Source organism: Catenuloplanes japonicus (genome assembly GCF_000717135.1).
In the GTDB taxonomy this organism is placed as follows: domain Bacteria; phylum Actinomycetota; class Actinomycetes; order Mycobacteriales; family Micromonosporaceae; genus Catenuloplanes; species Catenuloplanes japonicus.
In genome coordinates, this window is sequence record NZ_JNXY01000049.1 from 78314 (window position 1) to 92305 (window position 13992).

The 13992-nt window shown below is 72.2% G+C and carries 12 protein-coding genes; 3 read left to right on the top strand and 9 right to left on the bottom strand.

Annotated features, from left to right (window positions below; all coding sequences use genetic code 11):
• Positions 1-12: 12 nt before the first annotated feature.
• From OP04_RS46120 to OP04_RS46135, 4 genes are read right to left on the bottom strand one after another with little or no spacing between them, the layout of a single operon-like run.
• Positions 13-1077 (bottom strand): ABC transporter permease, encoded by a 1065-nt coding sequence (locus OP04_RS46120; protein ID WP_085067319.1) that lies wholly within the window; start codon positions 1075-1077, stop codon positions 13-15.
• The gene (locus OP04_RS46125; RefSeq protein WP_051800097.1) at positions 1074-2690 is read right to left on the bottom strand and encodes a sugar ABC transporter ATP-binding protein; all 1617 of its coding nucleotides are present in this window, start codon (positions 2688-2690) and stop codon (positions 1074-1076) included. The genes OP04_RS46120 and OP04_RS46125 overlap by 4 nt, the downstream gene beginning before the upstream one ends.
• Entirely contained in the window at positions 2690-3877 is a 1188-nt protein-coding gene (locus OP04_RS46130; protein WP_408606860.1) for an ROK family transcriptional regulator, read from the bottom strand. The genes OP04_RS46125 and OP04_RS46130 overlap by 1 nt, the downstream gene beginning before the upstream one ends.
• Before the next feature lie 20 nt (positions 3878-3897).
• On the bottom strand, positions 3898-4986 hold the full coding sequence (locus OP04_RS46135) for a sugar phosphate isomerase/epimerase family protein (protein WP_033346394.1): 1089 nt from the start codon (positions 4984-4986) through the stop codon (positions 3898-3900).
• Positions 4987-5247: 261 nt separating this feature from the next.
• Here OP04_RS46135 and OP04_RS46140 point away from each other — a divergent pair, with 261 nt between their 5' ends.
• Together OP04_RS46140 and OP04_RS46145 are read left to right on the top strand one after the other, a co-directional pair.
• Positions 5248-6426 (top strand): ROK family transcriptional regulator, encoded by a 1179-nt coding sequence (locus OP04_RS46140; RefSeq protein WP_033346395.1) that lies wholly within the window; start codon positions 5248-5250, stop codon positions 6424-6426.
• Between the two features lie 14 nt (positions 6427-6440).
• Positions 6441-6866 carry a RidA family protein gene (locus tag OP04_RS46145; protein ID WP_033346396.1) on the top strand — a complete coding sequence of 142 codons (426 nt, stop codon included), beginning with the start codon at positions 6441-6443 and terminating at the stop codon, positions 6864-6866.
• Between the two features lie 132 nt (positions 6867-6998).
• On the opposite strand, the gene OP04_RS46150 is transcribed toward OP04_RS46145, so the two are convergent.
• From OP04_RS46150 to OP04_RS46160, 3 genes are all read right to left on the bottom strand, one after another.
• On the bottom strand, positions 6999-7580 hold the full coding sequence (locus OP04_RS46150; RefSeq protein WP_033346397.1) for a hypothetical protein: 582 nt from the start codon (positions 7578-7580) through the stop codon (positions 6999-7001).
• Between the two features lie 152 nt (positions 7581-7732).
• Positions 7733-8188, bottom strand: a complete 456-nt coding sequence (locus tag OP04_RS46155) for an EVE domain-containing protein (RefSeq protein ID WP_085067320.1) — start codon at positions 8186-8188, stop codon at positions 7733-7735.
• A 68-nt stretch (positions 8189-8256) separates the two neighbouring features.
• Positions 8257-9627: a flavin monoamine oxidase family protein gene (locus OP04_RS46160; protein ID WP_232324003.1), complete on the bottom strand. Its 1371-nt coding sequence runs from the start codon at positions 9625-9627 to the stop codon at positions 8257-8259.
• Between the two features lie 110 nt (positions 9628-9737).
• Here OP04_RS46160 and OP04_RS46165 point away from each other — a divergent pair, with 110 nt between their 5' ends.
• Positions 9738-10118 (top strand): GNAT family N-acetyltransferase, encoded by a 381-nt coding sequence (locus OP04_RS46165; RefSeq protein WP_051800099.1) that lies wholly within the window; start codon positions 9738-9740, stop codon positions 10116-10118.
• Between the two features lie 4 nt (positions 10119-10122).
• Here the strand turns inward: OP04_RS46165 and OP04_RS46170 are convergent, their stop codons facing one another.
• Positions 10123-12375, bottom strand: a complete 2253-nt coding sequence (locus OP04_RS46170) for a penicillin acylase family protein (RefSeq protein WP_033346398.1) — start codon at positions 12373-12375, stop codon at positions 10123-10125.
• A gap of 79 nt (positions 12376-12454) precedes the next feature.
• Positions 12455-13597: a glycosyltransferase family 87 protein gene (locus OP04_RS46175; RefSeq protein ID WP_051800100.1), complete on the bottom strand. Its 1143-nt coding sequence runs from the start codon at positions 13595-13597 to the stop codon at positions 12455-12457.
• Between the last annotated feature and the right edge of the window lie 395 nt (positions 13598-13992).

The following is a 13992-nucleotide window of genomic DNA, read 5'->3' on the forward strand; positions in this document are numbered from 1 at the left end:
ACGCCGCCCGGATCACGGTTTTGCGGTGCGGGAGAACAACTTGGTCAGGGAGCCGAACCGGAACTGCTGGATGAGGACCGCGGCCACGATGATGCCGCCCTTGATCATGTTCTGGGACTCGGTGGAGAGCCCGTTGATCGCGAAGAGGTTGGTGATGGTGGAGAAGACCAGCACGCCGAAGAGCGCGCCGATGATGGTGCCCCGGCCGCCGGAGAGCAGCGTGCCGCCGATGATCGCCGCGGCGATCGCGTCCAGCTCGTACAGGTTCGCCATGGCGGCCTGTGCGGAGTTCGCCTGCGCGGTCAGCATGATCGCACCGATGCCGCAGCAGAGACCGGACAATCCGTAGAGCAGCAGCGTCTGGACCCGGACGTTGATGCCGGCCAGCCGGGCCGCCTCCGGGTTGCCGCCGACCGCGATCGTGCGCCGGCCGAACGTGGTCCGGTTCAGCAGCACCCATCCGGCCGCGACGACCAGAGCCAGGATCACGATCAGCAGGGGTACGCCGAGGATCTTCGTCGTCGCGATGTCGTTGATCACGGCGGACTGGGAGATCTGCGTCTGCTTGCCGGAGATCGAGGCGGCCAGGCCGCGCGCCGCCACCATCATGGCCAGCGTGGCGATGAACGGCACCAGCCGGCCGTAGGAGACGAGCAGGCCGTTGACCAGCCCGGCGCCGATGCCGACCACGATCGCGGTGAAGATCATGCCGCCGGGACCGTAGCTCTGCGTCGCCAGCGTGGTGGCCCAGACGCCGGCCAGCGCCATGATCGCGCCGACGCTCAGGTCGATGCCGCCGCCGATGATCACGAAGGTCATGCCGACCGTGACCACGCCGATCGCGGACGCCTGCTGCAGGATGGTGAAGACGTTGTTGCGGACCCACTCCGGGTCGCCGTAGAGGTCCGGGCGGGTGACCGCGCCGATGATCACCAGGACCACCAGCACGCCCAGCAGGCCCAGATTACGGCCGGCGAACTCGTTGCTCTCGCTCGTCCACCAGCGGCGCAGCGACGCGCCGCCGTCCGTCTTCGCGACCGGGTGTGCGCCCGGATCCGCCGTCGTCGTGGCCTTCATGCCGCCTCCCCCTCGGTGGTGCCGGTCGTGTCCGTCTCGGCCGCGAGCGCCCCGGTGGTGAGCGAGCCCGCCATGATCATGTCCAGTACCGCTTCCTCGTCCAGCTCGCCGCCGGGCGCCTCGCGGATCACGCTGCCCTCGCGCATGATCAGCACCCGGTCCGACAGGCCGAGCACCTCCGGGACCTCGCTGGAGACCAGCAGCACGCCCAGGCCGGCCGCGGCCAGGTCGCGGATCAGCTGGTAGAGGTCGGAACGCGCGCCCACGTCCACGCCACGGGTGGGCTCGTCCAGGATCAGCAGGCGCGTCGGCGTACCCCCGAAGCGATCTTGATCTTCCGGGGAGTCGTTGCGGGCGGCGGTCCCCACCAGCCAGCGGCCGACCACGACCTTCTGCTGGTTGCCGCCGGAGAGCTGGCGGACCGGGCGGCGCACGTCCGGCGGGCGCAGGTCCAGGCGCGCGGCCACGTCCGCCGACGCGGAGGCCTCGGCGCCGGCGCGGGTGAAGCCGCCGCGGGCGAACCGGGCGAAGCGCGCGAGCGTCACGTTGCGGTAGATCGGCTCGTCGAGCAGCAGCGCCTGGCTCTTGCGCTCCTCCGGCGCCATGCCGACGCCGGCGCGCACGGCCGAGCCGACACTGCCGGGCCGCAGCGCGCGACCGCCGACCCTGATCGTGCCGGCGTCCGCGCGACGGGCGCCGTAGATCGTCTCCAGCAGCTCGGAACGGCCGGAGCCGACCAGGCCGGCGATGCCGACGATCTCGCCGGGGCGCACCGTGAGCGACACGTCCGCGAACTCGCCGTGCCGGGTCAGCCCGGTCACGTCCAGCAGCGGCGCGGTGCCGGCGTCGGCGTGCACCCGGTCCGGGAAGACGTACTCGATGGTGCGTCCGGTCATCCGCGTCACCAGGTCGCGGGTCGGCGTGTCGCGGGCGGGCAGGCCGGCCGCGGTGGTGCGGCCGTCCTTGAGCACGGTCACCCGGTCACCGATCTCGCGGATCTCCTCCATCCGGTGCGAGATGTAGACGACCGCGATGCCGGCCGCGGTCAGCTCGCGGATGATCCGGAACAGGTTGCCGACCTCGTCGTGCGCCAGCACCGCGCTCGGCTCGTCCATGATGATCAGCCGGGCGTCGTGGCTCAGCGCCCGCGCCATGCTCACGATCTGCTTGCCGGCGGACGGAAGACGGTGCACCGGCCGGCGCGCCGGGATCTCCGCGTGTCCCAGACGACCCAGGATCTCGCGGGTACGCCGTGCGGTCTCGCCGCGCCGGATGAACCCGAGGCGCCGCGGCTCGTGGCCGAGGAACGCGTTCTCCGCCACGGAGAGCCCGTCGACCAGGTCGAGTTCCTGGTAGATGGTGGCGATCCCGGCGCGCATCGCGGCCTGCGGGTTCGCGAACTCGACCGGCTTGCCGAGCCACTCCACGTTCCCGCTGTCCGGGCGGTGCACGCCGGCCAGCACCTTGATCAGCGTGGACTTGCCGGCGCCGTTCTGGCCGAGCAGGCAGTGCACCTCGCCCGCGCGCACCTCCAGCTGCACACCGTCCAGCGCGCGCACACCGGGGAACGTCTTCACCACGTCGGTCAGTTTGAGGATCACATTGTCGTCCATCAGCCCGCCTGCTCGTCGAACGCGACGTCGCTGGCCAGGACCGCGGCGCCGGTGACTCCGGCGCGCGAGGCCAGCTCGGACAGGACCACCGGAAGGTTGCCGGTGGCCAGCGGCAGCGAGCGGCGGTACACCACGCTGCGGATCTCGGCGAGCAGGACGTGCCCGAGCTGGGCCAGTCCGCCACCGATCACGATCATGGACGGGTTCGCAAAGCTGACCAGGCCGGCCAGCACGCCGCCGACGCGCCGCCCGCCGTCCCGGATCAGCCCGATGCTGACGATGTCGCCCTCGGTGGCCGCGACCGCGACGTCCTTCGCGGACAGGCTGCCCTGCGCCGACAGCCGTTCCGCGAGCGCGGGCGAGGCGCCGGAGCGGCCGGCCGCGGTCGCGTCCCGGGCCAGCGCGGCGCCGCTGAACAGCGCCTCGAGGCAGCCGGAGTTGCCGCAGGAGCAGACCGGGCCGTGCGGCTCGGCCATGATGTGCCCGATGTCGCCGGCGCACCCGTCCGTGCCCCGGTAGACCGAGCCTGCGAGGAAGATGCCGCAGCCGATCCCGGTACCGATCTTGACGAACAGGAAGTCGTCGATGCTGTGCGCGACGCCGCCGTGCCGCTCGCCCAGCGCCATGATGTTCACGTCGTTGTCGACCACGGCCGGGCAGCCGTGCTCGCGGGCCAGCAGCTCACGCACCGGGTAGCGGTCCCAGCCCGGCATGATCGGCGGCGAGACCGGCACGCCGTCGCGGTAGCTGACCGGGCCGGGCACGCCGATGCCGATCGCGTCCAGCCGCTCGTAGGCGCCGTCCGCCTTCGCCTTGGCCAGCAGCTCGTTGACCCGGTGCAGCACCGCCTTCGGGCCGGAGCGGATGTCGGCCGATTCCCCGTACGCCGCGACCGGCTCGAGGCGGCCGTTGACCACCTCGATGTCGACCGAGCTGGCGCCCAGGTCCACGGCCGCGAAGCGCAGGCGCGGGTTGAGCTCGACGAGGGTGGAGCGACGACCGCCCCGGGACGCGGCCATGCCGGCCTCGCTGACGAAACCGGCGGCGGTCAGCCGGTCCAGCTCCGTGAGCAGCCTCGGGCGCGGGATCTGCAGCCGGTCCGCGAGCTCGGCGCGGGAGATCGCGCCGTGGTCGCGCAGCAGTCGCAGCAACCGCAGATGCAGGGCCTCGTCGGGTCGCACTGTCACTCCACCCTCTTCGTTACAATTCAGCGCTTGTAGATCGTCAGCGCGGACAGGTTCTGGTAACTGATGTCCGCGAACGCCAGCGACTGGCCGGGGTTGGCCGCACCGCCGGGCGCACCGTCATGCTCCCAGTTGGCGTGGTGGAAGTCAGGCTCGCCGATCGTCTGGAAGAACTGCTGGAAGTTGATGTTGCCGAGGCCGAGCGGCACCATCGTGTAACCGTTGGCGTCGGTCGTGCTCTTGTCGCCGTCCTTCGCGTGGAACAGCGGGAACCGCTTGGTGCGCTCCGCCACCGTGAGGATCGGGTCGAAGAGGTTCTTCTTGGCGTTGCCGCGCGCGTCGGTGAACGTGTGGTGCTTGTGGCGGGCCACGTAGGACCAGAAGATGTCCATCTCGAAGAAGACGTGCCGCGGGTCGGTCTTGCCGAAGAAGTACTCCAGCTTGCGCGTGCCGGAGGACCGGGTCGGGTTGCCGTTCGCGTCCTTCGGGCCGGCGTCGAGCAGGAACCCGTACGCGGAGTCGTGGTTGTGGGTGTAGAGGCGCAGCCCGCGGCGGGTGGCCTGGCGGCCCAGCTCGTTCCACAGGTCGGCGGCCGCGTCCCAGTCCTTGGTGTAGGAGCTGTTCGTCGGGTCCGCGCCGGTGCCGATGTTCTTCATGCCGAGCGTCTGCGCGATGTCCAGCTGCTCGGTGAACGTAGCCGCGTTGATCGTGGTGTGCGTGCCGTTCGCGACCAGTCCGTTGTCGTCGAGGATCTTGCGGATCTCCTTCGGCGTGATCTGCCGCCCGAGGATCGCCGTGTTCTGCGTGTAGCCGGCGAACTCGATCTCCTTGTAGCCGAGCTCGGCCAGCCGGGCCAGCACACGCTCGAAGCCGTACGGCACACCGCTCTCGTCCGGCGCGGCCGTGATCCGGTCGCGGACGCTGTAGAGGATGATGCCGCGGTTCCGGCCCGGGATCAGCGGCTCGGCCCGCAGCTTGCCGTCCTTGCCGTGCGCCAGCGCGGGCGTGCCGGTGGCCAGGACCGGGATGCCGACCGCGCCGATGGCGGCCGCGGCGGCTGCGGAAGCGCCGAGGATCTTGCGTCGGGTGAGGCTCTGACGGGACTCGTCCATGCTGTGTCACCTCTCGAAAACGGCAGGGTTCATCGCCCGAGCCGAGGTCGGGTTCGCATTTGAGAGTGGGTCGAGCGCCGCCGAACGCCGACTGTGGTGGTACGGGCACCGGTGTCATCCGGTGCGCCCATGTGTCGTCCGTGTTACGTCCTGCCCGGAAAGTTAGCGCGCCGTCACAGGAAAAGAAAGACCCTAAACAGCACAACTTTCAGTTGACTTCGCGGTATCTTTGTCCTCGCCCGAGCGAAAGTGTGGTGACAGGTGGACGGTCCGGAGAACACGCACCAAGCGCGCATCCTCCGGTTGCTCCGCGACGACGGCGAGCGGTCCCGCGCCGAGCTCGGCGACGCGGTCGGCCTCTCCCGCTCCAAGGCCGCCGTCGAGGTCACCCGCCTCGCCGACCGCGGCCTCCTGGAGGGCGGCGAACCCGCCGCGTCCCGGGGCGGCCGGCGCTCGTCCATCGTGCGCATCGCGGCCGGCATGCGCTTTCTCAGCATCGCGCTCGGCGCCACGTCGCTCGAGGTGACGCTCACCGACGGTGAGCTGCGCCCGGTCGCCCGCGTCACCGAACAGGTCGACCTGCGCCGCGGCCCCGCCGCCGTGCTCGGCCGCGCGGTCGAGCTGGCGGTCAAGGTGCGCGCCGAGGGCGGCGGGTTCCTGTGCGGCGCCGGCGTCGGCATCCCCGGCCCGGTCCGGTTCGCCGACGGCGTGCCCGTCGCGCCGCCGTTCCTGCCCGGCTGGGACCGGCACCCGGTCCGCGACCAGCTCGCGGACGAGCTGGGTTGCCCCGTGCTGGTCGACAACGACGTGAACCTGATGGCGCTCGGCGAGAAACACGCCGGCATCGCCAAACCGTTCGACGACTTCCTGTTCGTCAAGATCGGCGCCGGGATCGGCGCCGGCATCGTCATGCGCGGCGGCGTCTACCGCGGTGCGAACGGCTGCGCCGGCGACATCGGGCACACCGCGGTCATGTCCCCGGACCGTCCGCCACCACAGTGCGTGTGCGGCAACACCGGCTGCCTGGAGGCGTACTTCGGCGGTGCCGCGCTCGCCCGCGACGCCACCGCGGCCGCGGAGGACGGCCGCTCCGACTTCCTCGCGCTGCGCCTCTCGAGCACCGGCGCGCTCACCGCCCGCGACGTCGCCGACGCCATGGCCGCCGGAGACCACTTCGCCACCACACTGGTACGCGACGGGGGCCGCCGCGTCGGCCAGGTGCTCGCCGGCCTGGTCAGCTTCTTCAACCCCGGCATGATCGTCATCGGCGGCGGCCTCTCCGGCATGGGCCACGCGCTGCTGGCCGAGATCCGCGGCGTCGTCTACCGTTCCTCGCTGCCGCTGGCCACCGGCGACATGCCCATCGTCCTGTCCGAGCTCGGCGAGGACGCGGCCTACCTGGGCGCCACCCGCATGATCAGCGACCGAGTGTTCAGTTGAGGGGCACGACAGGCATGAGGGTCGATCGCGTCAATCCGCCGTCGTTGCACGCGACGCCCGGCTACCACCATGTGACGATCGTGGCCGCCGGGCCCACGGTCCACCTGGCCGGGCAGTGCCCGCTCGACCGGTCCGGCGCGGTCGTCGCACCGGCGGACACCGCGGACGCGTCCGCGGTGACGGCCCAGGTGGAACAGGTGGTGGCGAACAGCCTGGCGGCGCTGGCCGCGGGCGGCGCCGGGCCCGCGGACGTGGTCCGATCCGTGGTCTACGTCGCGACGGACGACCGGGCGCTGCTGTCGCTGGCGTGGCGGTTGTTCACGGAGTCCGCGCTCGGCCCGGCGTTCACCAGCGCGAGCACGCTGCTCGGGGTGTCCCGGCTCCGCTTCCCCGGCCAGGTCGTCGAACTCGACCTGACCGCAGCACCGGAACTGACCTGACGGCGGCGCGGGAGCCGGCCTGACAGCGGCCCGGGAGCCGGCCTGACCGGACCCGGGAGCCAGCCTGACCGGACAGGGACGGGCGCTCCGCGCCCGATATTTAGGGAAATAGCGCCCGAGTCCCCCGAGCGGTCAGCCGAGAGGTGTCTGAGAGACCGCCACCAGCGGGAGGCCGGCAAGGGCGTCGCGAACCTCGATGCGCGGGCGACGGCAGTCGTCGAGCGGCATGCCGGGGCGGACCCAGTGGCCGGTCGCGTCCTGCAGTGCGAACCACGGCGAGATGTAGCCCCAGGCCGTGCAGTCGCCCTCGGTCGGCGGCAGGTCCGGCAGCAGCAGCGCGGTCACCAGTGCCCCGACGGCGACCGGGTCGTCCGTGCGCTGTTCCGCCTCCACGACCTCCGTACCGTCGAACGCATCCGTGCTGCCCGGCCCGCCCGTAGCGCCGGGCACACCTACCGCGCCGGGCACGTCCGTAGCGCCAGGCACATCGCCGCCGCCAGGCACGGTCGCGCCGCCAGGCACGGTCGCGCTGCCGGGCACGGTCGCGCTGCCGGGCACGGTCGCGCTGCCGGGCACGGTCGCGCTGCCGGGCACGGACATCATTCCGCAGACGATCGCGGTCGTCGCGGCGAAGTCGGGCGGGAGGCGCGGCAGGTCCTCCTGGTCCTCGCCGACCGGGATCGGCACCAGCGGCCTGCCCCACGGGAGCTCCATACCGGCTGCCCTGCACGACTCCCACCCGGGGACGGACGAGGCCGTCGGTCTCGGCGCGGCGTTCCCGGCCAGGTCCGGTGCCGCACATCCTGTTGCCGCCATGATGAGCACGGCCGTCACCACTGTCCGTTTCATGGTCGCTTCGACGGCGGTCAGTGCGCTCCGGTTCCGTACCCGCTGATGGGGTTGATCGTCATGGCCGCGTGCAGGGTCGCGAAATCCTCCGGCGGGAGCGGGATCAGGCCGAAGCGGAGGCCGTGGCGCCAGTTCCCGGTGGTGGTCACGCGGAGCCGGTCACCGATCTCGGCCAGCGTGGCCGGGGTGGTCGCGGCATAGTCGATGCGGCGGCGCCAGGGGCCGGATTCCTCCTGGTAGGGCGCGCTGTCGGCGATGATGCCGAGGGCGGTGAACGCGCGCAGCGGGCGGCCGCCGATGTCGTCCCGGGCGGAGTAGTAGACCAGGCCGTCGCCGCGGTGGAGGCGGGCGAGGTTGGTGCGCTTGCCGTGGTTGACCTGGGCGATGCCGAGCGAGACCGCCTGCTGCACGTGCGCGGCGTGGACGACGCCGAGCCAGGTCCGGGCCGGGTTGAGGATCATACGGCCGATCATCGTCCGGAAAGATGACACCTCTGGTCAGGTATAGGCCGCGGTAAGGGCCGGCCGGACGTCCCGCCGGTTCACGATGCCCGGCCGAGCAGCCGCGCCGCCGCGGACTCGCCCATCCGGACCGCGCCGTCGACGTGGAGGAAGCCGAGGCCCGCGATGTCGGAGCTGATGAAGGCGATCGGGCCGACGTCCTCGCGGAGCAGGCTGTTGTAGCGGGTCAGGGCGCCGATGCCGAAGCTGGTGCCGAACGCGCCGCCGGTCCACTCGTCGGCCGCCCACGGGCTCTCGTAGTAGGCGACCGGATGCCGGGCCTCGGCGCCGTAGTAGCCGGCCAGTGCGTCCAGCACCTCGGCACGGCGGGCCTCGGGCGTGAGCGTGAGCAGCCGGTCCGCCTGCACATCGGAGACGAAGCCGACCAGGGTGCCTCGCGTGTCGCCGGCGAGGTCCTCGTTGCAGTTGTCATAGGCCTCGTGCACCACGCGGTACGGGCTGAACGCGGTCCCGGACAGGCCATGATCACGCCAGAACGGCCGGTCGTAGCTGACGTGCAGCTTGATCACCATGCCGAACGACTGGTGCTGCCGCATCTGCCGGTGCACCGGCGGCAGCGCGGGCGCGAACCGGATCCGGTCGACGAGCGTCGGCGGCACCGCCACCACGACTTTTCCGGATTTATAGACTTTATCGGCTTTTACCGTGGCGCCGTTCGCGTCCCAGGTGATCTCCGTGACGGGCACGCCGAGCCGGATCACGCCGTCGGGCAGCCGCGCGGCCAGGTGCAGCGGCACCTGTTGCAGGCCGCCCTCGACCCGCCGGTCCAGGATGAAGTCCGCGTCGACGAGGTGGCTGAACGCGCCCGCGCTCGCCGCCATCAGCACCGCGGTCAGCGCAGAGAACGTGTGCGCCGGCTTGGTCAGCATCGCCGGCCCGATGTAGAGGCCGACGTTGTCCCGGGCCTCGGCGTCGCCGGTGCGCGACTCCAGCCAGGCCGCGAACGAGATCCGGTCCAGCGCGGCCGCGTCCGGGTGGTCCCAGGGTGCCAGCGGGTCCATGGCGGCGGCCAGCATGTCCAGCTCCGCGGTCAGCCGGTCGACCTCGGCCGCGGTCGTTGCGGACACCGGGAACGCCTCGCCGGTGAACGTGCGCCGGACGCCGTCGCGTCCGATGTAGACCGACTCGCCGGCCCGGTGGCGCGGGAACGTGGGCAGGTCCAGCTCGTCCAGCAGCGCGAGCACCGCGGTCTGGTCCGGCGAGACCCACTGCCCGCCGATCTCCAGCCGCACGCCGTCGTGCGTCTCGGTCAGCAGCCGCCCGCCGACCCGGTCCCGCGCCTCCAGGACGATCACGCGACGGCCGGCCTCGTGCAGCCGGACCGCGGTCATCAGCCCGGAGACCCCGGCCCCGACCACCACCACGTCGGCGTCTTGCCCGCTGTTGATCACACGCTCATTCTGCTGCCTCGAATCCGGCGGGCACGACCGGCCACCGCACCTCGGCGCACCGGAGTGAGGCCGAGCCCTGCGAGCGCGGCGGTTCCCCGTACCCTCGCCGGGTGTTGAGGATTCGAGAGAGCGTGGCGGACGAGGCGCTGAACGCGCTGTTCGCCGCCGCCTGGCCCGGCCACGAGAGCCGTTCGTGGGCGCCGGTCCACGCCCGCAGCCTCACCTGGGTGACCGCGTGGTCCGCCGGGAAAGACCTCATCGGGTACGTCAACGTGGCGACCGACGGCGGCGTCCACGCGTTCCTCCTGGACACCACCGTGCACCCGGGCCACCGCCGCCAGGGCCTGGGCAGCCGCCTGGTCCGCGAGGCCGCCGCCGCCGCTTCCGCCGCCGGCGCCACCTGGCTCCACGTCGACTACGAGCCGCACCTCGACGGCTTCTACACCGGCTGCGGCTTCTCCCCCACCGCAGCCGGTCTCCTCCGGCTGTGACTTCTCAGCGCAGGCGCCGGACCGTCAGGTGCGGGTCCGACGTGATCTCGCGCTCGGTGAAGCGGTCCGTGACCCACTGCTTGGCCGCGTACAGGTGGGTCTGGTCGGTGTGGTGCGGGGACGCCGGGTTGGCGGACTGGCCGTAGGTGAGCAGCGTGCGCCCCCGCGGGCCGGAGCGGGTGAACTCGACGGCCAGCACGAAGCTGGTGCCGTGCTGGACGCCGGTGACCGGGGTCAGGCCGGCGGTGATGACGTTGAAGCAGCCCTCGCGGCCGTCGCAGCCGTGGACGCCGATCCCCTCGTACTGCTGCACGTCCTTGAGGGGTGTGCCGACGAGGGCACCGAGCGCCTGCACCGCGTCCGCGAGCGCGGCGGACACGCCGGGACGGGTGGCGTCGAAGCCGCGCGGGGTGTGAACCGGGTCGGCCGGGTCGAACGGGATGGTCCACGGGCTGGTGCGCAGGCGCTGGACGAACGCGCGCCAGACGACCGCGCCGCGGGCCTCGAGGTCGCCGCGCGTGTCCCACCCGGCGAGCGTGGCACAGGCGGCGGTGACGTCGACGGCCCGGCCGTCGGACGCGGTCAGCGTCGGGTTCGCCCGGCACAGGTCGAGCACGGACGCCAGCCCCTGCTCGGCGGTGAGGTTGCGGTTGTTCATCAGCATGGCCTGCAGCTCGGCCAGCGTGAAGCCGCGGTCCGCGATCCCGGACGAGATCATCTCCAGGCCCAGGCGGGTACGCGGCGACCGCTCGGTCCCGGCATCACCCACGATGGACGGATATCCGGTCAGCGGCGCGGCCGGGTTGGCCAGCCACGGGCTGTCGTTCATGTTGCTGACGACGTCGCGGCGGAACAGCGTCGGCAGCCGTTGCGCGCCGAGCAGTCCGGGCACGGGCGTGCCCGCGTCGCTGCCCCAGCCGCAGGCGGCACGGGAGCCGTCGAGCACCGGGATGCCGTCCACGGACGTGATCTCGCAGCGGGTGCGCAGCTCGTCCGTGACGTGCGGGACGGTCTGCAGGTCGCCGTAGTACGCGGTGCCGGTCGCGTCGGCCGCGGTGGTGTTCACCCACGGTGAGGCGAGCAGCCGGGCCTGCACGTCGCGCAGCTGCCGCACGTCGCGGGCCTTGGCCATGCCCAGCCACTGGTCCATCATGCGCAGGTTGCCCGCGTTCGCGCTGCGCAGCTGGAACGCCTGCGTGGTGTCCCACGGCAGCAGGCCGGGGATGGCCACGACCGGCCCCTCCGGCGTGCTGTAGACCGGCTGCGACACGGTGGTGAGCGTGCCGTCGTCCTGCCGCACGGTCACGGTGACCGGGTCGCTGCGCAGCGCCCGCGTCTGCCCGTCCACCACGTACCGCGTCGGGTCGCCGGGGGTGAGCGCGAGCCGGTGCAGCGTGATCGTCATGGCCGTGGAGACCGTGTGCGACCAGGCGACGCGCGCGTTGTGGCCGATCGCGACCATCGGCATGCCGGGCAGCGTGGCGCCGGTGACGTCGAGCTGTCCGGGAATGGTCAGCTGCACCTGATGGAAACGCCGGTCGCCCTGCCACGGGAAGTGCGGGTTGCCGAGCAGCATGCCGGTGCCCGCGGTGGTGCCGTCGCCGCCGAGCCCGACCGCGTTGCTGCCGATACCGCGCTCACGCTCGGGGAAGGCGTCGATCTTCTGCCGGGAGGCCACGGCCGGCACGCCCGGAGGCTGGGCGGCCGCGATCAGGCCGGTCAGCTCCTCGGTGCCGCCCATCTCCGCGAGCTGCAGCGACCGCCGCCACACGTCCAGCTCGGTGATCGGCCGGACCCACTCCGCACCGCGGCACACCGATTCCGGGAGCGCGTCGACGCCGGTCTCGGCCAGGTAGCGGTTGTAGCCGTCCGCGTAGCCGCGGGCCATCTCGCGTGCCGCGCGTGACGGCCCGGCCGGCTCCGGCGCGGCCAGCAGCCGTTCCACCACACCGGTCTGCCGGATCCAGCGATGGTACAGATCGGACTCCAGGTTCCCGCCGCCCGCGCCGAACCAGCGGGACTTCTCCCCGTCCAGCGCCAACACCTGGTACGCCAGCAGGCACAGATTGTCCTCGGCGAACGCGTAACCCGCGCCGACGCCGGCCCCGCGGTACGACTCGGCGAGCACGTGCGGAATCCCGTACTCCGTGCGCCGCACCACCGCCGTGGTCTTCCCGCCCGCGGCCGCCGCGCCCACCGGGCCCGCCACCACCAGCGCCGTCACCGAGGCGACCGCCACCATCAACCGTCCGAACATGAGCTCCCCGTCTCCGGCCGCGCATCGGCCGCCGTCTATTATGGTGCGGCGCCGGACGCCCGAGGATCAGGGAAGAGCCCTAGTCCATTGAGCCGGAACCGGATCTAACGGACGGCCGCAGACCCAGGACGACCAGCGGGTAGACGAAGTAGCCGAACCGCGTCGACGGCGCGAGGCTGAACACCAGCGTCCAGATCACGGCCATCTGCAGCACCGCGGCCGGGACGTCCCGTGCCGGACGTCTCCACAGGTAGACGCAGATCCCGGCCATCAGCACCAGCAGGAACGCGATCATCATGACCTTGCCGCCGGACTCGCCCGTCGCCACGACCTGACCCGGCATCGGACTGGCCGCCGTGGTCTGCTGCGGCGTGAGACGCAACGGGAACAGGACCATGTTGTGCACCAGGTCGTGCGGGTCGGCCAGCATCGCCGGCGCCGTGACCGCGGCCGATCCCAGCGCCGCCAGCAGCCCCGACCCGGCGACCGTGAGCGCGGGCCGCCAACCACCGCGCGCCAGCAGCATCGGCAGCAGCACCAGCAGGGCCGGCGCGGCCGTCACCTTCATCGCGCACGCCACCCCCAGCACCACGCCCGCGAGCCACAGGTGTGCGCCGCGCGCCAGCAGCGCGATGCCGAGCGCGATCAGGCCCAGCACCGGCAGATCCGTACCGCCGAGAATCAGCGGAAGCGCCAGCATCGGCGAGGCGAACGCCGCGGTCAGCCGCCAGCCCGCCCGGTCCGCCCGCAGGTGGCGCAGCGCGGCATATCCCAGCAGCGCCGCGGTCAGCCCGAACCAGGTGCGCGGGTTACCCGCCCAGCCGTCCAGCCCGAGCGCGTGCGGCAGCCCGAAGATCGTCAGCGGCGGCCCGTAGGGGTTCAGCGACTCCGGCCCGGTCAGCCGATCCACCGGCAGATACGGGCTCCCGGTCTCCAGCAGCAGCCGACCGGCCCGCTTGACCACGGTCAGCGCGCCCGTCCCGACGGTCGACATGTCCCGCCCACCGGTGACCATCCACACCAGCGGCGCCACGACCGCCCCGCCGAACGCCACGACGGTCGCCGCCTCCCGCGCCCGCCACAGCAGCGTGATCAGCGCGGCCAGCAGATACCCGCCGGCCGCCCACCGCCCCCACGCCGCCTGCACCTCCTGCCCCGCGAACACGCCGACCCCGCCCGCGAACGCCGCACCGACCGCGTATCCCGCGATCCGCCACCGCACCGGTTCGCGCTGCCCCGTCGATAGCTCAGGCGCATTCACTGTCATCGTCATGAGGGGGTTCAACTCGCCATTCACCTCGGGACGAGGACACGCCGTTTCATGCCCTCGAAGCGGGGCTCACCGCCCCGAAAGGATCATGTCGATCCGCTCCCGCCGCCACATCCCGCGACAGCAAGACCCCCACCCCACGCGATACGACTTTCGGCAGACCCCCGCTCAGCCCCACGACAGAGCCGCCGGCGTCAAGCCCGCACGCGTGCACTCCCCCGCCACCACCCCGATCCGGACCCCAAAGATCAAGATCCAGTTCCTGTTCCCGCTTCCGGCGTGGTCCGGCAGCGTTGCTCCCGCGGGCACCGGTCGTCGCTGGCGCTCCTCCCTGCCAGTTTGTGGGC